The sequence below is a fragment of the Rhodospirillaceae bacterium genome (genome assembly GCA_016722635.1).
In the GTDB taxonomy this organism is placed as follows: Bacteria; Pseudomonadota; Alphaproteobacteria; order JAEUKQ01; family JAEUKQ01; genus JAEUKQ01.
Map to the genome: position 1 here is coordinate 13,957 of JADKIX010000010.1, position 18,690 is coordinate 32,646.

At 43.4% G+C, this 18,690-nt stretch carries 18 protein-coding genes, 1 tRNA gene and 1 pseudogene; 10 read left to right on the forward strand and 10 right to left on the reverse strand.

The window, feature by feature from the left end; all coding sequences use genetic code 11:
- The first annotated feature begins 69 nt into the window (after positions 1–69).
- The 7 genes from rbfA to IPP67_04230 all read left to right on the forward strand — a co-directional run bounded on the left by rbfA (position 70) and on the right by IPP67_04230 (position 6,500).
- Positions 70–402 (forward strand): 30S ribosome-binding factor RbfA, encoded by a 333-nt coding sequence (gene rbfA, locus IPP67_04200; GenBank protein ID MBL0338379.1) that lies wholly within the window; start codon positions 70–72, stop codon positions 400–402.
- A complete protein-coding gene (gene truB / locus IPP67_04205; protein ID MBL0338380.1) occupies positions 371–1,348 on the forward strand; it encodes a tRNA pseudouridine(55) synthase TruB in 978 nt (325 codons plus the stop codon). The genes rbfA and truB overlap by 32 nt, the downstream gene beginning before the upstream one ends.
- 14 nt (positions 1,349–1,362) lie before the next feature.
- A complete protein-coding gene (rpsO, locus tag IPP67_04210; GenBank protein MBL0338381.1) occupies positions 1,363–1,632 on the forward strand; it encodes a 30S ribosomal protein S15 in 270 nt (89 codons plus the stop codon).
- A 63-nt stretch (positions 1,633–1,695) separates the two neighbouring features.
- The gene (gene pnp / locus IPP67_04215) at positions 1,696–3,810 is read left to right on the forward strand and encodes a polyribonucleotide nucleotidyltransferase (GenBank protein MBL0338382.1); all 2,115 of its coding nucleotides are present in this window, start codon (positions 1,696–1,698) and stop codon (positions 3,808–3,810) included.
- Positions 3,811–3,824: 14 nt separating this feature from the next.
- Positions 3,825–4,625, forward strand: a complete 801-nt coding sequence (locus tag IPP67_04220) for a glycerophosphoryl diester phosphodiesterase (GenBank protein MBL0338383.1) — start codon at positions 3,825–3,827, stop codon at positions 4,623–4,625.
- A 35-nt stretch (positions 4,626–4,660) separates the two neighbouring features.
- Positions 4,661–6,061: a nitronate monooxygenase gene (locus IPP67_04225; protein ID MBL0338384.1), complete on the forward strand. Its 1,401-nt coding sequence runs from the start codon at positions 4,661–4,663 to the stop codon at positions 6,059–6,061.
- A gap of 1 nt (position 6,062) precedes the next feature.
- Complete coding sequence (locus IPP67_04230) at positions 6,063–6,500, forward strand: hypothetical protein (GenBank protein ID MBL0338385.1); 438 nt, start codon at positions 6,063–6,065, stop codon at positions 6,498–6,500.
- An 86-nt stretch (positions 6,501–6,586) separates the two neighbouring features.
- On the opposite strand, the gene IPP67_04235 is transcribed toward IPP67_04230, so the two are convergent.
- The 3 genes from IPP67_04235 to IPP67_04245 all read right to left on the reverse strand — a co-directional run bounded on the left by IPP67_04235 (position 6,587) and on the right by IPP67_04245 (position 10,340).
- Positions 6,587–7,999 (reverse strand): hypothetical protein, encoded by a 1,413-nt coding sequence (locus IPP67_04235; GenBank protein ID MBL0338386.1) that lies wholly within the window; start codon positions 7,997–7,999, stop codon positions 6,587–6,589.
- 235 nt (positions 8,000–8,234) lie between these two features.
- Entirely contained in the window at positions 8,235–9,620 is a 1,386-nt protein-coding gene (locus IPP67_04240) for a hypothetical protein (GenBank protein MBL0338387.1), read from the reverse strand.
- Between the two features lie 327 nt (positions 9,621–9,947).
- Positions 9,948–10,340: a metallopeptidase family protein gene (locus IPP67_04245; protein MBL0338388.1), complete on the reverse strand. Its 393-nt coding sequence runs from the start codon at positions 10,338–10,340 to the stop codon at positions 9,948–9,950.
- A gap of 157 nt (positions 10,341–10,497) precedes the next feature.
- Between IPP67_04245 and IPP67_04250 the strand changes: the two genes are divergently transcribed.
- The 3 genes and pseudogenes from IPP67_04250 (at position 10,498) to IPP67_04260 (ending at position 15,661) form a co-directional block, all read left to right on the forward strand.
- The gene (locus IPP67_04250) at positions 10,498–11,217 is read left to right on the forward strand and encodes a Bax inhibitor-1/YccA family protein (GenBank protein MBL0338389.1); all 720 of its coding nucleotides are present in this window, start codon (positions 10,498–10,500) and stop codon (positions 11,215–11,217) included.
- 194 nt (positions 11,218–11,411) lie between these two features.
- On the forward strand, positions 11,412–12,527 hold the full coding sequence (locus IPP67_04255; protein ID MBL0338390.1) for an efflux RND transporter periplasmic adaptor subunit: 1,116 nt from the start codon (positions 11,412–11,414) through the stop codon (positions 12,525–12,527).
- Positions 12,528–12,575: 48 nt separating this feature from the next.
- Positions 12,576–15,661 (forward strand): annotated as a pseudogene (locus IPP67_04260) (efflux RND transporter permease subunit).
- 53 nt (positions 15,662–15,714) lie between these two features.
- Here IPP67_04260 and IPP67_04265 read toward each other — a convergent pair.
- The 7 genes from IPP67_04265 to IPP67_04295 all read right to left on the reverse strand — a co-directional run bounded on the left by IPP67_04265 (position 15,715) and on the right by IPP67_04295 (position 18,500).
- Positions 15,715–16,263, reverse strand: coding sequence for a metal-dependent hydrolase (locus tag IPP67_04265; protein MBL0338391.1), 549 nt, complete (start codon positions 16,261–16,263; stop codon positions 15,715–15,717).
- A gap of 218 nt (positions 16,264–16,481) precedes the next feature.
- Positions 16,482–16,919, reverse strand: a complete 438-nt coding sequence (locus tag IPP67_04270; protein MBL0338392.1) for a hypothetical protein — start codon at positions 16,917–16,919, stop codon at positions 16,482–16,484.
- 29 nt (positions 16,920–16,948) lie between these two features.
- Positions 16,949–17,022: transfer RNA gene (locus IPP67_04275), tRNA-Gly, on the reverse strand.
- A 119-nt stretch (positions 17,023–17,141) separates the two neighbouring features.
- A complete protein-coding gene (locus tag IPP67_04280) occupies positions 17,142–17,372 on the reverse strand; it encodes a type II toxin-antitoxin system HicB family antitoxin (GenBank protein MBL0338393.1) in 231 nt (76 codons plus the stop codon).
- Between the two features lie 2 nt (positions 17,373–17,374).
- Positions 17,375–17,632, reverse strand: coding sequence for a type II toxin-antitoxin system HicA family toxin (locus IPP67_04285; GenBank protein MBL0338394.1), 258 nt, complete (start codon positions 17,630–17,632; stop codon positions 17,375–17,377).
- 182 nt (positions 17,633–17,814) lie between these two features.
- Complete coding sequence (locus tag IPP67_04290) at positions 17,815–18,252, reverse strand: hypothetical protein (GenBank protein ID MBL0338395.1); 438 nt, start codon at positions 18,250–18,252, stop codon at positions 17,815–17,817.
- Between the two features lie 86 nt (positions 18,253–18,338).
- Positions 18,339–18,500: a hypothetical protein gene (locus tag IPP67_04295; GenBank protein ID MBL0338396.1), complete on the reverse strand. Its 162-nt coding sequence runs from the start codon at positions 18,498–18,500 to the stop codon at positions 18,339–18,341.
- Positions 18,501–18,690 lie beyond the last annotated feature (190 nt).

The following is an 18,690-nucleotide window of genomic DNA, read 5'->3' on the forward strand; positions in this document are numbered from 1 at the left end:
GATTTCACAGTGGCAGCAGAATTTAGTCAGCGGCAATTACAGGTAGGGCAGGAAATAAGAAAGCTGCTGATGGATGTTTTTGTCAAAAAGCAGTTGCGTGACCCGGATTTGTATGATGTGAGTGTGACGGTTACGGAGGTGCGGGTAAGCCCGGATTTGCGTGAAGCCACGGCTTATGTCTTCCCTTTGGGGGGTGAAAATCTGGAAGATGTCATGCGCGGTTTAAAGAGAGCGTCCGCTTTTTTCCGGTCTTATTTGGCCAAACACCTGAAGATGCGCGTGGTCCCGTGGGTTAGGTTCCAACCAGATCATACTTTTGAATATGCCAGCCATATTCACCAATTATTGAAAAACGTTCAAACATCAAACGATGATCCTGACCAAACCCTTCAAGATAATTAAAACAAAGCCAGTGCAACTGCATCATGGCTGGTTGGTTTTAAATAAGCCAACAGGCATATCTTCAGCCCAAGCTTTAACCCAAGTCAAAAAAGCCTTGTCCTTAAGCAAACTTGGGCATGCGGGCACCCTTGACCCACTGGCAACCGGCGTTTTACCGGTAGCGGTGGGCGAGGCTACCAAAGTCATGTCTTATATTGTAGCGGCGGATAAGGAATATCGCTTCACGGTTAAGTGGGGAGAAAATACAGATACGGATGATGTTACTGGCCAGGTGATGGAACGATATCCCCTGTATCCAACGGTTCAGCAGATAACGGATATCCTTCCCCAATTTATTGGCAAGGTTTTACAATCTCCCCCTATTTACAGCGCCATTAAGATAGGCGGGAAAAGGTCTTATCAATTGGCGCGGGATCAACAATTATCCCAACCTTTGCAACCGCGTCCGGTTGAAATTTTCCGCCTTGAAATCATGGAAGATTGCCCTCCTTTGGGAACAACTTTTTTTTTAAGGTGTGGGAAGGGCACATATGTTCGCAGTTTAGCCAGGGATATGGCAAAAATTTTGGGGACAGGGGGATGCGTTCAAACCCTCCATCGGCTGCGGGTAGGGGTATTTGAAGAAAGCCATTCGATTTCACTGGAAACTCTAAAAAATATCGGGCATAGTATTCCATCTTCGGCGGTAAGGGTTGATTTTCTGAAACCTTTGCAAACAGGTCTGGACGACATCCCGGTGGTTTGCATTTTGGTTGAAGAATACCAGCATTTACGTTGTGGAAGGCCTGTTTATTTACTACCGGAAAGGTATATAAACCTTGCTAGAGAAATAGAAAAAGGCTCTCCGCTAACAGTCAAAGCAATGGTCGGCGATCAATTGGTTGCGATAGCAAACATGGTGGACGGCTATTTAAAACCTAAAAGAGTGTTAAATATCAATTTTTAAGAAAGGACTAATCGATGTCGCTTACTGTAGAACGCAAACAAGAAATAATGACCGCATATGCAAGGACCGAGCAAGATACAGGTTCACCAGAAGTCCAAGTGGCTTTACTGACAGATCGAATTCTGAGTTTAACGGAACATTTAAAATTACATCAAAAAGATTTTAGTTCAAGACGTGGTCTTCTGATTATGGTCGGCCAACGCAGGCGTTTATTAGATTATCTGAAGTCAAAGAATTTTGAAAAATATCAAGATGTGGTGAAGCGTCTTGGGTTGCGTCGCTAGAATAAAGCAACAGGATTATCCGGATCTTGTTGGCATGGAATAACAGAAAGGCTATTATTTGAAATGTTTAATATTTTTCGTAAAGAACTCAATTGGGGGGGAAGAAAGCTTACCCTAGAAACAGGCCGTATTGCAAGGCAAGCGGAGGGGGCCGTATTGGCAACCTATGGAGATACAGTTGTCTTGTGTACGGTTGCTGCGAATAGGCAAGCAAAACCGGACCAAGATTTCTTCCCTTTAACGGTACATTATCAAGAAAAAACTTTTGCCGTCGGCCGTATCCCAGGTGGTTTTTTTAAAAGAGAAGGCCGTCCAAGCGAACGCGAGGTTTTGGTTTCAAGATTGATTGACCGGCCAATCCGCCCGCTTTTTCCAGAAAAATTCTTAAATGAAGTTCAGGTTATCTGTACGGTGCTGAGCCATGATTTGGAAAATGATCCTGATATCGTTTCAATCATTGGGGCTTCGGCTGCTTTGACTATTTCAGGGATTCCTTTCTTCGGGCCGATTGCGGCTGCTAGGGTGGGATGCTTTGATGGACAATTAACCTTAAATCCTGCTTTGTCTGAAATGTCAAAAAGCACATTGGATTTGGTTGTTGCTGGCACCCAAGAAGGTGTTTTGATGGTGGAATCGGAAGCCAAAGAACTGCCCGAAGATGTGATGTTGGAAGCGGTGGTGTTTGGTCATCAGCAGTTCCAAGCGGTTATTGATGCCATTATCAGCCTGGCTGAAGAATGTGCAAAAGAACCTTGGGAATTACCCACAGCCTCCAGTGAACATGCTGCGCTGGAGCAGGAACTGCAGAAAAAATACCAGCAAAGAATACGCGACAGTTATAAAATTGCTAATAAGCAGCAGCGATATGGCTCCTTAGACAATTTGAAAAAAGAAATTGAAGTCAATTTCCAAGAAGATAGCAAAAAACAACAAGCGGCTTTGAATGGTTTTAAAGAGCTTGAATATAAAATTGTCCGCCAAAGCGTTTTAGAGACAGGGCGGCGGATTGATGGCAGGGATACGGTGACCATCCGACCGATCCAAAGCGAAACCAATTTTCTCTCAAGGGGGCACGGCTCGGCTCTGTTCACCCGCGGGGAGACACAGGCGTTAGTTGTCGCGACATTGGGGACAGGGGAGGACGAACAAATCATTGATGCCTTGCAAGGGGAATATAGGGAAAACTTTATGTTACATTATAATTTTCCGCCCTATTCTGTGAATGAAGTTGGCAGGTTAGGCTCGCCCGGTAGACGCGAGATAGGCCATGGTAAATTGGCTTGGCGCGCGCTTCATCCCATTTTGCCATCAAAAGATTCATTTCCTTATACCATAAGGGTCGTTTCTGAAATTACCGAGTCAAATGGGTCCTCTTCGATGGCGACTGTTTGTGGTGCCTCCTTGGCTTTAATGGATGCTGGTGTGCCGTTATCCCGGCCGGTTGCGGGGATCGCCATGGGCTTAATCAAAGAAAAAGATAAATTCGTTGTTTTGTCTGATATCTTGGGAGATGAAGATCATTTGGGGGATATGGATTTTAAGGTGGCTGGTACCGCACAAGGTGTGACAGCTTTGCAAATGGACATTAAAATCACCTCGATTACCACAGAAATTATGCGTACAGCTCTGCAACAAGCAGCGAAAGGCCGTTTGCATATTTTAGCGGAAATGGATAAAACACTCGGTGTCTCACGTTCAGCTGTTAGTGAAAAGGCACCACGGATAACGGTTATCAGTATACCTAAAGACAAAATTCGTGAGATTATTGGTACAGGCGGAAAGATTATCCGCGAAATTTGTGAAGTTACCAAAGCTAAGATTGATATCGATGATGATGGTACGGTTAAAGTTGCCGCTGTCGATGCGTCGTCGTCGCAAGCAGCTATCAATTGGATCCGTGGGATTGTCTCTGATCCAGAAGTAGGCATGATATACACGGGTAAAGTTGTTAAATTGATGGATTTTGGTGCATTTGTTAACTTTTTGGGTAGCCGGGACGGGCTAGTCCATATCAGTGAATTATCGACCCAACGCGTTAAGCAGCCTAGCGACGTCGTTGCAGTCGGTGATACTGTAAAGGTTAAAGTGCTTGGCGTTGATGATCGGGGCAAGATTAAATTGACCATGAAAGGCGTAGATCAACAATCCGATCCTGAACCTGCACAAGCCCCTTCCTAACTCAGGATAACAAAATGATGTTGTTACCTTCCGTTATTGGCCATCGTGGGGCAGCAGCGGCTGCCCCTGAAAATACGTTGGAAAGTATCCACCAAGCAGCATGTCAAGGGGTAAGATGGGTCGAATTTGATGTCCAGTTAACCCAAGATGGCCAAGTCATTCTGTTTCATGATGATGATCTGCAACGCACTACCAACGGCCAAGGAAAAATATGGGAAAGTTCGTATGCAGCAATCCGAAAATTAGACGCGGGAAGATGGTTTGCTGAAAACTGGCGGGGTGCAAAAGTCCCCACCTTGGCAGAGGCTATTTTTTTGCTGCTTAATCTTGATTTGAAGGCAAATATCGAAATTAAAATTCCAGAGCATTTTGCCGAAGGTCATCCCTATATTGAAAAAACCGTTTTTAATACTATATCCCTTCTAAGGGAATATTGGCCGAAAAAACATCCTTTGTTGTTATCAAGTTTTTCATTTCCGGCGTTGGAGTTAGCTTATCAAATGGCCCCTGAATTTGAACGGGGATTGCTTTTGTGGGGAAAACCTCAAGATTGGCAACAGCAAGCCCGTGCCATACGTGCTAAAACTGTTAATTGTGCTGACCAATTTATTACCAAGGAATGGATCAGTGAAATTCGTGAAATGGGCTATGAATCGGCAGTTTATACCATTAACCAGGTACGGCGGGCGCGTGAATTGTTAGAATGGGGGGCCAACGGCTTGTTTACCGACTGTCCTGCAATGATTATTGCGGGTGTGAAGGCTATGACATCTGCTGGGGATTACCCCCCAGGAGTCCTGAAAAAGCCGAAATGAAGCTGGCTTGTTGATGTTATCGTAAGAGGTATTTTGTGAAAGCTCTGAACCCTGTCATTATATCTGGAAAGGAAGTTCTTCCTCTGATTGAGGGAGGGAAGGGTATTTCCGTATCAAATGGAGAAAGTTCAGGGGCATGGGCAGCCTCGGGAGGGGTTGGGACATTTTCCGGGGTCAATGCTGATTCCTATGATGAAAAAGGCCAATTAATACCCCAGATATATCACGGCAAAACCCGGCGGGAACGCCACGAAGAATTGATTGGTTTTGCGATCAAAGGCGGGATCCAACAGGCACGTGTGGCCCATGAAATGGGAGGTGGCAACGGTCGAATCCATATGAATGTTTTGTGGGAAATGGCTGCTGCTGAAAAAATATTACATGGGGTATTGGACGGCGCTAAGGGGTTGATCCATGGGGTGACCTGCGGGGCTGGCATGCCCTATAAAATTGCAGAAATTTGCTCGGGCTATGGGGTTTATTATTATCCTATTATCTCTTCAGCCCGGGCCTTTCGTGCCTTATGGAAACGCGCCTATCACAAGTTTCGCGATAAATTGGGGGCGGTTGTTTATGAAGACCCTTGGCTTGCAGGCGGCCATAACGGCCTTTCCAATAATGAAGATCCCTTAAAACCCCAAGACCCTTACCCGCGGGTGGTAGAGTTGCGCCGTTTAATGCGGGAAGAATGCGGGTTGGGGGATACGGTCATTGTGATGGCCGGGGGGGTTTGGTGCTTACGGGAGTGGGGAAAATGGATTGATAATCCTGATCTGGGTCCGATTGCCTTCCAGTTTGGTACAAGGCCGTTATTAACCGTTGAAAGTCCTATTTCTGAAGCTTGGAAACACAGGTTATTACATTTGAAAAAAGGCGATATTTTCCTCAATAGATTTAGCCCAACGGGATTTTATTCCTCAGCGGTGATCAACCCGTTCTTGGAGGATTTGCAAGCAAGATCAGAAAGGCAGATTGCCTATAGCTTAGATCCGGTTGGGGAACATCAAACAGCTTTTGCGATTGGTGTGCGCGGCAGGATCGTTTATGTAACGGGTCCCGACAAAAAACGTGCGGAAGCCTGGATCAGCGAAGGACATGCGGAAGTGCTGCGTACGCCAGATTCAACACTTGTTTTTGTAACGCCAGCCAAAGCTAATGAAATTCGGACGGATCAAATCAATTGTATGGGATGTCTAAGTGCCTGTGCCTTTTCCAACTGGGCACAGAATGAGGAAGGAACTACGGGTAAAAAAGCCGATCCGCGTTCTTTTTGTATCCAAAAAACCTTACAAGAGATCAGCCATTCAAACGATATTGAAAACCAGCTTATGTTTGCAGGGCATAATGCTTACCGCTTTGCTGGCGACCCTTTTTATAAAAATGGATTTATCCCAACAGTCAAACAATTGGTGGAACGTCTTTTAACAGGGGAATAAAATGACCATTCAGAAAAATAAGCTGCCCGTGGAAGAACAAATCCCTGCGATATTACAATTGATCTTTGAAAAAATTAGTCAGCAATATCAAGAATTAAGCTGTTTTGCGGATAAAGCTGATGATTTAGGATTTAACGATCTGGCGGCTGTTTTGCGCTCCATGGCGGATAAGAAAAAAGAACAGTCCGGCTATTGTTTAACATTTTTATATCCCTGGCTGGCAGAGGACGATCAAGAATCATTGTCCCCTGAAGGCATCATCCGTAAAATTTTGGGGGCTTTACAGTATCATGCAACGGGGAAAGAATTTTCCCACCAAATAGCCCACGCAGTGCCCTCGCAGGGCTTTGGCACCCTTAAAAGCTTCTTTGCCAATCTTGAGGCAACGGAACAATTTCACCGTCAGCGGTTACAAAAGGTGCTTGCTACCCTTAATTAGTTTGCTGCTGGGCGTCTTTCCAAGTCAGAAGGCTTTTGGGGGCCTATAATAAGGATTAGACCTGGCAACCTTCCCTTATGGCACAATTAGGAGTTTTGCCTAATTGACGATGATAATTCAAAAACCCCTTCTTTTATCCATTTTTTGACTTCGATAGTATCAAATCGTCCATTTAAACAAGTAGAAAACAATTTAACCCGGTTTTGTACTTCCTCTAAAGTAATAGGAGGAAAATTGTTTGTCCTGACTTCAAAATTAACTCTGCCACCTTTATCATTGTAGCGCAGATTCCTTTTTATCTTATTAATGAGAGACAGGTAGCATGCCCACCAATATTTAATAGAAAATAAATTTCGACCTTTAATTTTCTTAGCGATTTGTTCTAATACGTCCACTATTTTTTCACTGGCGAAAGTCCCATCCATGCTTGTCACATGGTCCTTCTTAATTTTATTAAGGAATTCTTGAATACTTTTATCTTCATGCGTTGGTTGTTGACCCAAAAAAATTGCTTCTATGATTTTTTTTGTTTCTTCAAGGGTGACTGTTTTTAGACTTAAATTATTGGGTAAATGAGCATCATACTTTTCCGAAGAGATGGGGGAATAAGCAATAATTTCAGTTCCCAGTAAACTGGCTTCTAAAGCTGTTGTACAGCCATTATGAATCAAAACTTTACAAGCCTTAAGCCATGGTATCACATTCCCCTCTATCAAAACCGTCACATTCGGATAGGGTTTTACCAATTCTTGCCAAGGTTCAGGGTTTTCAGAAGGGTGTGGCCTTAAAATTATTTTACGATTTGGGAAATTTGCTGCTAAAAATACGAGCAACTTTTTAAAATGGTCAAACATGGCATGGCGATGAACAGCCAGTTCTGGGTTATAAACTTCTCGCGCTTTCTCAAAGGCTGGCAATCCTTCTGAAGGATGGGGCAGCTGCGTAAAATTTTTAAGAAATCCGTTAACCATCGCAAAATTGCTGTTGATTAAAATGTAATCTCCGTATTGCCTCTTTAGGGAATTAACTTTTTTTTCAAAGAAAAATCCAAGTTCTTGACGTAATAAATCCCCTCTCGGATTTCCCGTAATATGAATAGGGGTATGGGTATAATTTGCTTGGTTAATGACAGAAGCATTGTCACTACCCCAAGCAAAAATAGCTTCAAGCAGTGCCAGAGTATCAGAAGATATCCGGCGTTTCAAATATATCTCAGGAGAAAAATATACGAGTCCCTCTTCATCCCAACCTGCAACAGGGTTATGTAATTTTTTATTTAATTTATAAACTTTCGATCCATTGGAACGGAGTGCTTTACCTATGTATATTGCTGGGGGTAAAAGGACGGTCTGTTTATTTATTTCATACTTACTGCCTATAAAGACTTTAAAACCTTTTTCTGCAGCGAAACAGGAAAGAAGTAGTTTAGCGTCAAACTCCCTAACCTGGATTTCAACGGGAATCACTAAATTTTTGAGAACACGTTTCTTGAATAGCATTATAAAAATCCAATTTAACCCTAAAATATCGTTTTTGAAACAAGCGAAAAATTAATAAAGGCAGCCTATTTCAGTTCAAGGTACTAATTACCAGCTTATATTCAAATTAACTAAAAGAGGCAACTATTTATTATTTTTTTGATATAGGGTGGGTTTTAAAAAATTTGGTCTAGTATCCCCTAATCTATGCCAGCCCCAAAATCTAAAACTAACCTCATAAAGACTCTCATGTGTCTTAGGATGATAATTTAAAAACCCCTGGTTTAATCGAATCTTCCGCTTTGATATGATCAAATTTTCCATTTAAGCATTCTGAAAAAAGCCTGATTCTACGGTTCACTTCTTGAACTGATATTTCCGGAAAATTGGTTGCTCTAACTTTTCTATCTAAATCATCATCTTCTTCGCGATGTTTTTTATTTTGATTATTTCTAGTTTTTATAGCTCTAATTTTCGCCTTGATGTAGTTCCAAGATAGATGCCGTTTCTGAATATTTTTTGACAGAATTTCAAGCAATTCCACAATTTTCTCGCTGGCAAATCTGTTTTCTACATTCGCCATATGATCATTTCGAAATATAGCACGAAATTCCCTCACGCGAGGGTCAGAATTAGTTAATTTCTTTCCTTCCAGCAGCTGCACCGCTAGTGCCTCCAATTGACTGAAATTGGTCGCTTGCAGGCTTAGATTATTAGGAAGTTGGGCATCAAAGCCCTCAGAGGCAATGGGACAATAAGCAATGATTTCAATTCCTAACATGCTTCCTTCCACAGCCGTCGTGCAACCATTATGGATTAAGAATTGGCAGGCTTTTAACCAGGGTAGCACATTACCGCTCCTGAGTACGATTATATTGTGAAAAACATTAGCGATTTCTTGCCAAGGCGCGTGATTTTCAGAAGGGTGAGGACGTAAAATGATTTTACGCGTTGGAAATTGTTCGCCTAAAAATTTCAGTAGATCCTTAAAATGCTGAAATAACGCCTGTCGATGCTTGGCTAAATCTGGCTCATTAAGCCTACGCACTATATCATTCTTGATGGTTACCTCAGCTAGTGAATAAGAGTGGACAAACTGTCTCCTAACCTTATTAATCATAGCAAAATTACTATTAATTAAAATAAAATCGCCATATTGCCTTTTAAGCTCATCGGTCTCTTTTTCAAAAAAATGTGAAAATTCGGGCCGCAGCAAATCGCCGCGCGGATTGCCTGTTACGTAAATCGGAATTTTCTGATGATTGACTGAATTGATTAAAGATGCATTATCTTGCCCCCAAGCAAACACCCCATCCAATAAGGCTAAGGTTTCAGGAACAATCCGGCGTTTTAAGTAAATTTCCGGCGAATAGTAAACCAAACCTTCTTCATCCCAAGCCACCACCGGGTTCAAAAATCTTTTGTTTAATTTATAGATAGAGGATGACCTGAGGGCTTTGCCAAGATAAATCGCTGGCGGCAACAGATCAATAGACTTATGGATTTCGTATTTGTTGCCGATGAAAACGGTAAAACCTTTTTCTGCCGCGAAACAGGAAAGAAGCAATTTAGCGTCAAATTCGCGTATTTGGATCTCAACGGGTACAATAAGGTTTTTTAACGAGGATTGAGAGAGTTTCATTAAATCAAAGTACCTTCCATCCACTGATAATAAAAAGATAATTTTTTTCCTTTTAAAATATAGGTCTTGTGTCTGTCGTAACAACTGGCGTTTCATATCATCAAAGCAGTAGGGCTGTCAATTCAAGTAAAGGTAGATGTTCAAGCTACCAGAAAAAGCCTTATTAGGCCTGAAAACAGAAAAACCGTGTCAATAAGGCTTCAGGGAATGAGGTGTGCAGGGGTTGGAATATTGATACCCCGTAGGTCAGGCGCTTGGCAGGAATCGATGATAGCTTGCATTGAAGCACTACTCACGCTTCTTCAAAAACCAGTAAAAAAGGCTTGGTTATTCCACGCTATCTTCTATTTTTTCCATATCGGCATCGCTCAACCCAAAATGATGACCAATTTCATGGATTAATACATGCCGGATCACTTCCGCTAACGTATGATGCGAATTTTGCCAATAGCGGGTAATCGGTAAACGGTATAGGAAAACCCGGTTCTGATCAGAAGGTGTTGAAAGATGGTTGCGGCTGGGCAAGGGCAGGCCGCGATATAAACCTAGAAGCTGGAACGGCGATTGCATACCAAAATGTTCCAGGGTAGAAGGGTCAGCAAAATCCTCAACAATAATCGCGAGCCCATTTAATTGCTGCCGAAACCGACGTGGTAGATAGGTTAGTGCTTCTTCCGCCAATTGATGGAAAACCTCGGGTGAGGGGGTGTTTTCTAACAATTTCTTTGCCTTTTTTTTAAATGGTTATCATAATTGTAAATGATGCTGACGAGGGAAGAAAAACATTGAACCCTCTTGATTATTGCAAAAAACCTCCCATAATTATGGTATGGCAGTTATATAGTAACGATTCAACCGCGTTTAAAGGGATATTCAAATGGCTTTACAACCAAATTTTAATAGGGGTAGTGTTGTCCGCTCAGCCCCAGCGGTGGATGAAGGGCTTCGTCAATATATGTTGGGTATTTATACCTATATGAGCTTGGGGGTGTTATTAACCGGGCTGGTTGCCTATTTTGTTGGTACAAATAATTACCTGTTATATTCTATATTCAGCTCAAAAGCTTTGACATGGGTGGTGCTATTAGCTCCTGTGGGTGTGGCCCTGGCCATCGGATTCAGGCTTGAGACAATGAAAGCATCCACCGCCCAGCTCCTATTTTGGGTATATGCGGCGCTGATGGGATTATCCTTATCTACTATTTTTGCAGTTTATACCCAAGCGTCTATTGCGAAGGTGTTTTTCGTAACCGCTGCGATGTTTGGCGGGATGAGCTTATATGGATATACGACTAAGAAAAATCTAGCTGGCCTAGGCTCATTCCTAATTATGGGGGTTTGGGGATTGATTGTTGCCCTGGTCGTGAATATGTTCTTGCGCTCGAGCGGGTTGGATTTTCTGATTTCCATCGTCGGCGTTCTGATATTCACGGGTCTAACTGCTTACGATACCCAAATTGCCAAGGCGGCCTACTCCGAAGCAGATGGCCTTGAGATGACGAAGAAAAAATCAATTATCTCGGCTTTAAATCTTTATTTGGATTTTATTAATATATTCATTTATATGCTGCGGTTTTTAGGGAACAGCAGGAACTAGTTTTTGAAGATATGATTATAGCTGCTGAAAACACCCAACCTTTAAAAGTTGGGTGTTTTTTCTAGATTCTTGAGCAGGTTGATTGATAAAAGCAGTTTGGCAGTTATCCTAGATAAGCATGATAGGACAGTTGGTCGTGTGACATAAAAAAACATTCTTATAAAAACATAATATTATTAGACACAAGGTGAGATATGCTAAAAAAATCACGTACCCTTATCGTCATGCTATCTGCCCAATTGGGGGCTTTTTTTGTGGCTCAGGCTGTTGCCCAGCAACCGCCCGGCCAAGAACGTCCGCCGATGCCGGTTGAGGCTGGCCAGGTAGAGGTTGGACAGGTTATTCTTTCCATCCCAGCCATTGGGTCTTTAAAATCCTCCGAATCGGTTACCATCAGCCCTGAAATTGCCGGACGGATATCGGAAATAATAGGCAAAGAAGGACAACCCGTCAAAGCAGGTGAATTATTAGTTGCCTTAGATCCCTCTATTTATCAGGCGGAGCTTGCGCAGGCCCAAGCAAGCATTGCCTTAAGCAAGGCCAATTATCAACGGGCAAACGAACTTTTTGACAAACGTGTTGGCACTCAACAAGCGCGGGATGAAGCGCAAGCAAGATTCCTGGCGGATGAAGCCAGTTTAGCGTCAGCGCAGGCGCGTCTTACGAAAACAAAAATATATGCTCCCTTTGATGGCGTTTTAGGATTAAGGCGTGCCAGCGTGGGCCAATATGTGTCGCCAGGGGAAATCGTTTTTAATCTGGAAGCTATTGACCCCTTAAAAATTGATTTTCGGATACCTGAAATATATTTAAGCAAAATTAAGATCGGGCAACAGATTGCTACGAAATTGGATGCTTTACCGGGCAAACAATATACGGGGACATTATATGCGATCGACCCGTTGATTGATCAAAATGGCCGCAGTATTTTAATCCGGGCTACTTTGCCCAATGATACTGGCGAATTAAGGCCGGGTTTATTTGCCCGGTTGAATTTGATTTACGAAACCAGGGATCAAGCGTTACTGGTTCCTGAGCAAGCTGTTTTCTTTATGGGCCAGCAAAAGTTTGTTTACCGGATTGTAGAGGGCAGGGCCACCCTATCCCCTGTCACAACCGGGGATAGGAATGTTGGTAAAGTTGAGATCGTGGAGGGGCTTTCGGCTGGCGAGCAGATCATAGTAGCAGGAATGATGAAGATTTTTAATGGCATGCCTGTGGCACCGTTACCTGCTTGCGGCCCTCCTAGCGGTCCGGGTGGTCCTCCTCCCGGTGGCCCATGTGGCTCCCCACCAGCAGCGCCTAAGTAAGGAAATGCTTCCGTAAACGTTTATTTTGAAGAGTTTTAGGGAATCGTAATGTCATTATCTGATGTTTTTATCCGGCGGCCGGTTTTTACCACTGTTTTAAGCCTTTTGATCATATTGCTTGGGGTTATTAGTTATGAGCGTTTGATTATTCGGGAATACCCGAATATTGATGAGCCTATTGTTACGGTATCGACTAGTTATTCTGGGGCTAACGCCGAAATTATAGAAACGCAAGTCACAAAACCCTTGGAAGACGCCCTATCAGGGATTGAGGGAATTGATGTGATGACATCAAATAGTCGGGCTGGCAGTAGCCAGATTACGATGCGCTTTAACCTTAACCGTAATATTGATCTAGCGGCTAATGACGTTCGACAAAAGGTCAGCCAGGCGCGGGGTTTTATCCCAGAAGATGTGGACGAACCAACAGTCTCGAAGGCTGAAGGCGATGCGGAGCCCATCATTTATATCGCATTTTCAAGTAACCGTCATTCTCCGATCCAATTAACAGACTACGCCAAAAGAGTGGTACGAAACCGTCTGCAAACAGTGACCGGTGTTTCAGATGTTTTAGTTTTTGGTGAGAGACTGCAGTCAATGAGGATTGATATCCGCCGCGATTCCTTGGCAGCTTACGGTTTAACGGTGCAAGAAGTGGAAAACGCACTGCGGGGACAGAATATAGAAATACCTGCGGGTCTTGTTGAAGGGGATGTGCGCGAGTTTACCGTAAGGGCAGAAACTGATGTGCAAACCAAGGAACAATTTGCCAATATTATTTTACGTAAGTCTGAAAATTACTTGGTGCGATTGGGAGATGTGGCGGATATTGAAATTTTACCGGAAAGTGAAAGAACTATTACGCGCTTTAAAGGCCAAACAGCGGTAGCTTTGGCAATTGTTAAGCAATCAACTGCTAATCCATTGGAGGTTTCAGCGGGGATCAGCAGTATCTTGCCGGGGATAGAAAAATCATTGCCCGAAGGGATGACGTTAAATATTGCTTACGACACTGCTGTTTTTATTGATCAATCGATCCAAGAGGTCTTTATAACCATTGGGGAAGCGGTCTTTTTAGTTGTGCTCGTGATTTTTGTCTTTCTTCGTTCATTCCGTGCCACGCTTGTGCCCTTGGTCACCATTCCGGTTTCTTTAATCGGCAGTTTTGCCCTCATGCATCTTTTTGGTTTTTCGATTAATACATTGACTTTGTTAGCGTTTGTTTTGGCAATCGGCTTGGTGGTGGATGATGCGATTGTCGTCTTGGAAAATATTTACCGTTACATTGAAAACGGGATGAAGCCGCTAGCCGCAGCATTTAAGGGGATGCGTGAAATTTCTTTTGCCGTTATTGCCATGACCTTAACATTGGCGGCGGTTTTTGCACCCATCGGATTTTCCACTGACTCAACGGGCAGGCTGTTTACAGAATTTGCCCTAACCCTTGCTGGGGCCGTTATTATTTCTGGCTTTGTTGCTTTAACCCTTTCACCGATGATGTGTGCCTTGCTTTTAAAGCCGCATGCTACGCATGGTTGGGTTTACCGGGTGATTGAGAGAGCCCTAGAGGCTACCACTAATGGCTATCAAAAATTGCTGGGGTTGCTGTTAAAATTGAGGGTCATTATTGTACCTGTGATTCTTGGTTTTACATATCTTGGATATATGTTGGTCACAACCATACCGCAAGAATTAGCCCCAACCGAGGATAGAAGCGTTGTTATTGGCATTACGATTGGCCAGGAAGGATCAGCGCCCTCTTATACCGATAAATATATGAGGCAGTTAGAGGGGGTTTATCAAACAATTCCAGAAATGATCAGTTACTTTACCGTGGTTGGATACCCCACCAGTAGTCGGGGGATATCTTTTATTGGATTAAAACCATTGGGTGAGCGTCAACGCGGTGCTAGGGAGATTGTTCAACAGCTTGGACCCATTATGTTTGCGGGAATAACCGGTGTTATCTCATTCCCAGTCCTGCCCCCATCGCTTGGCCAGGGTTCAACGGATAAACCTTTGTCGTTAGTTATCCAAACAACCGGTAATTACCAACAATTGCAAAATTTGGTTGAAGCCGTTAAGTCAGCAAGTCGGGCGAACCCAAAAATTGTTGATTTGGAAAGCAATTTGGAGCTGAACAAGCCGGAATTAAAAATTGTTGTCAATCGGGATAAAGCAGCTGATATGGGCGTACCGATTGACGTGATTGGGCGAACCCTGGAAACCATGATTGGCGGGCGTAACGTGACCAGGTTTAAATTAGATGGTGAGCAATATGATGTGATTGTGCGCCTTCAAGCAACAGAGCGTTCCAACCCCAAAGATATCGAGAATATCTACGTTCGGGCAAGTGATGGACAAATGGTGCAATTATCCAACCTCGTGACCGTGACCGAAACCGTAGCAGCCAGGGAGTTGCGGCATTTCAACAAGCTGCCCGCGGTTACCTTAACGGCCAACCTGGCCGAAGGATATAGCTTGCCGGAAGCTGTTACATACATGGAAAATCTGGTTCGTCAATTTGATTTAGAAAATAAAACCCAAATTGATTATTCCGGCTATACCCGGGAATTTAAACAATCCAGCCAAAGCATCCTTTTTATTTTTGGACTGGCGTTGCTGTTTATTTATTTGGTTTTATCAGCCCAATTTGAAAGTTTTACCGATCCGTTCATTATTATGTTGACTGTGCCATTGGCGATTGCCGGAGGGATGTTGACGCTGAATTGGTCTGGGGGCACGCTTAATATTTACAGCCAAATTGGTCTTATCACCTTGATAGGGTTAATTACCAAACATGGTATTTTGATTGTCGAATTCTCTAATCAGTTGCGGGCCCAAGGAAGATCAATCCGGGAAGCGGTCGTGCAAGCAGCCGTTCTGCGCTTGCGACCAATTTTGATGACTACGGCTGCCATGGTACTCGGGGCTTTACCTTTAGCGATAGCCAGTGGGCCAGGGCTGAAAGCCGCCATCCGATCGGTTGGGTTATTGTTGGTGGGATGACGTTTGGCACATTATTGACCCTTTTTGTCGTGCCAGTTGCTTATACCGTTCTAGCCCGGCGCAAATGGCGGCATATTGATCAGGATGGGAATGAGATGAAGGCAGCGGCCCATGTCCATGCCTAATTTCACATTTCAAGATTAGGTATTCAGGAGGGTGTTAAAATTGCAGGTTTCGCTTAGGGGAATAAATATCCCCCCCAATTTTTAATGACGGCTGCTGAAAGGGCATAACCGCCGCTTGCCCACCACCCATAAATGGCGCCACCCAAAAAAAGCCAAGTGAAAACAAATTCAATCGGTGATTTATAAGACCAACAGATCAAGGGAAAAGTATATCGCTGTGGGTAAGGCCATAAAAGGGGCACGCCGGACGGGTTCATCATATCCCCAATCAAGTGTGACAGGTACCCAATCAAAAAAGGCAATAACAGCAGATGATACAAAGGTTGGGATTGTTGCACCCCAATTCCCCAAACAATCCCAAATACACATAAGGCCGCGGCTAGTAAACTGTGGGTAAGGCCCCGGTGCCCTAAAACCATGCCGAGCGGGTGCGAGATAAAAGGCAGTTTTTTGCCAATGCTGCTTTTGGGTGTGTCCAAGTCCGGCGCCAATCCTGAAATGGTCGCGATCCCCAAATCAATCGGAGTTAAAGGAATCCGCAGCCAGGTTGCCGTTACAATCCAACAACCGGCAGCCCAGCGCAGATGATTAGGGGCGATCATGGTTGTACCATTTTTTGAACAAGTGAAACAGGCCAAAAAGTCAGCATTTTTATAAAAAGACTAATCTTTCGTTTTTCTATAGCGTACGAAAACCTTAATTACCGAAAAGACTGCAGGGAAAAGTCGCTAATTTATAATCAATAATGCCGTAACCCAGGAAAAAGATAAAGCGAATAAGGTTATAGGAATATCGTTGATCCAATTTATCTCCAGATTTTTCATCTTTTGGGGGAGGATGATTTTTTCCACGCTAAAAATCTTTGATCAAGAATGGGTGCAATTTTATCAAAACTTGACCATGAATCTGCCACTTCATAGATACTTGCTAAATCTTTAGCCACAGTGGCTTCATAATCTTCAAAATACAGATTTGTTGCATAATAAAATTTGGCGAACCGATTCCCTTCCTCATTTAAGTGGGATTCCGAGAATTTTTCATCGCAATATTTCACTAGGAATTCCCTGCCGGTTATTTGACGCGAGCGAAGCTTTTGCAGTCCTTCTTGGCTATAGGACTTAAGTTCTAAGCTTTCTAAGTTGCACATAATGACCCAACTTAAAAACAGGCCAATATGAGTTCCGCCAGCTTCGGTGGAAAGGTCAGCGGGGAAATCATCACTTCCCGCATGCCAAGCGGTTCGGTCATAATAAGGCAATGGTGAATTCCTTTAAGGTGGTTATAATCTGGAGCGGGTGAGGGGAATCGAACCCCCGTCGTAAGCTTGGGAAGCTTCTGCTCTGCCATTGAGCTACACCCGCGATTGCCTGTTGTTTCTATAATATAAAAAATTTATTTGTGCAAGTGTGATCCACAGGTGCTTCACCAGCCCAAGCCCAATGAAGACGATAATGACGGTGCGTCATGAGACTTGCGAACTTCAAGCGGCGGCTTTTTTTCTCAGTTTTTCAGGGTTATATCTGGGCTCTGGGATTGGATCGCCATCTTCCTTTGCCACTTCAAGCCAAAGCTGAATAGCAGTTTGTATTTCGCGAGCTGCATCTTCAGCGGTTTCACCGTGGGCCGTGCAGCCCTGAAGATCAGGAACTCTAGCGATCCAAGCTTTATCTTCGTCAGACCAAGCTAAATCTATATGATAAGGGTGTTGCATCATTAATCTCCTAAGTTCATTCTATAACTATTAATGAATTCTTTCAATTCCTTTACTTGGGCAGGCTTGGCATTTTTATTTTGATCCTGCTGGACGTTAATACTCCTTTGGTAGACAGGATGTTTAAATATCATGTGGCTTCCTGTTGTCCTACGATGAATAAACCCGAGTTGATTCAGTAAATGAACAAAATCATTGAAGGAGATATTCTGATAATGTCCTTGTATAATCCTGTCCAAAAGCTTATGGGGTTTTATCATCTTAGAGGCCCACTATTGAAGAAGGAAATAGGTCTTAAGGCCATTAGGTATACTTAATCCAATAGACCGTTCAATCGTTATGACATGATGACCCATCATTCCCTAAAATACGGATGCTGATCGGACTTGGTAATGCAATGTTATATTAGGATAATCCACCTTTTGTTAGGCGGCTATCTAATTTAACTATGGCCAACGAAGGCGGTGCGGTTTTGTGGGCTATCTTCTAACTCCTGATTTTGCAGCCATTTTTCATAAAGGGGTTTAGTTATTTCAAGCAGGCTTACGGCAATGCCAAGCTTTTTGATCAATTCCACCACCTCCCGATTGGTTTCCTGGAACAGCCAAAAGGGCGGTGCATCATCGCCGTGAAAATACCGGTATGCCTCCTCATCCGCATAAAAGGTCAAATCTATTTTTTTGGGAATGTCCTTAATCTCGGCCATGGCATAAGCCACAATTTGCATGGCGGATACTAGCTTGCTTGAAAAAAACAATTTGCGAATGTTGGAGACGGTAGTGGCAGATGGGTTTAGAAGATCACGTTCCCAGCGGTAAACACTTCCCTGAGCTCTTTCACCCTTTAACCCAGCTTTTTTAGCGAAGTCTTTTGCGTGCATTTTAAGGAATGATCGTATGTTTTTTATATCGTTTCCGGTCAGTTTCATCGCTTAAAGGGTTGAATGAACAATCCCTTCCTTTTGATTTAGGTGTTGTGCTTCTGCTCAACAACCCAATCAAGACGAATGGCTTCTCGGGTAAAATCCCCTGTGGCATCTTTTTGGATTTTTTCCAAAAATTCGTCATTAACATCTGCAAAAGTATAAATTTCAGAACCGCTATATTCCTGGCATATATACGCTATCATATCCTGTAAGGAATAGGATTTAGGATGCCTGTCTTTTTGCATCGCGATTTTTCTGATGATATAGGCCAGTTCCTTGCGATCTAAAACCGACTAAACCATTATATCTTCGGTGGAGGTTAAGGGATAATACACAAACAAGATTCCATTTCGTCCGCGGCGGTACCCACTGTCGCCTGGTTGGCTGAGCCTT

Excerpts from the sequence above, each read along its gene's own strand:
- rbfA (MBL0338379.1), top strand. The coding sequence starts at position 70 with ATGGATGTTTTTGTCAAAAAGCAGTTGCGTGACCCGGATTTGTATGAT.
- truB (MBL0338380.1), top strand. The coding sequence starts at position 371 with ATGATCCTGACCAAACCCTTCAAGATAATTAAAACAAAGCCAGTGCAA.
- rpsO (MBL0338381.1), top strand. The coding sequence starts at position 1,363 with ATGTCGCTTACTGTAGAACGCAAACAAGAAATAATGACCGCATATGCA.
- pnp (MBL0338382.1), top strand. The coding sequence starts at position 1,696 with ATGTTTAATATTTTTCGTAAAGAACTCAATTGGGGGGGAAGAAAGCTT.
- IPP67_04220 (MBL0338383.1), top strand. The coding sequence starts at position 3,825 with ATGATGTTGTTACCTTCCGTTATTGGCCATCGTGGGGCAGCAGCGGCT.
- IPP67_04230 (MBL0338385.1), top strand. The coding sequence starts at position 6,063 with ATGACCATTCAGAAAAATAAGCTGCCCGTGGAAGAACAAATCCCTGCG.
- IPP67_04235 (MBL0338386.1), bottom strand. The coding sequence starts at position 7,999 with ATGCTATTCAAGAAACGTGTTCTCAAAAATTTAGTGATTCCCGTTGAA.
- IPP67_04240 (MBL0338387.1), bottom strand. The coding sequence starts at position 9,620 with ATGAAACTCTCTCAATCCTCGTTAAAAAACCTTATTGTACCCGTTGAG.
- IPP67_04250 (MBL0338389.1), top strand. The coding sequence starts at position 10,498 with ATGGCTTTACAACCAAATTTTAATAGGGGTAGTGTTGTCCGCTCAGCC.
- IPP67_04255 (MBL0338390.1), top strand. The coding sequence starts at position 11,412 with ATGCTAAAAAAATCACGTACCCTTATCGTCATGCTATCTGCCCAATTG.
- IPP67_04265 (MBL0338391.1), bottom strand. The coding sequence starts at position 16,263 with ATGATCGCCCCTAATCATCTGCGCTGGGCTGCCGGTTGTTGGATTGTA.
- IPP67_04280 (MBL0338393.1), bottom strand. The coding sequence starts at position 17,372 with ATGCAACACCCTTATCATATAGATTTAGCTTGGTCTGACGAAGATAAA.
- IPP67_04285 (MBL0338394.1), bottom strand. The coding sequence starts at position 17,632 with ATGATAAAACCCCATAAGCTTTTGGACAGGATTATACAAGGACATTAT.
- IPP67_04290 (MBL0338395.1), bottom strand. The coding sequence starts at position 18,252 with ATGCACGCAAAAGACTTCGCTAAAAAAGCTGGGTTAAAGGGTGAAAGA.
- IPP67_04295 (MBL0338396.1), bottom strand. The coding sequence starts at position 18,500 with ATGATAGCGTATATATGCCAGGAATATAGCGGTTCTGAAATTTATACT.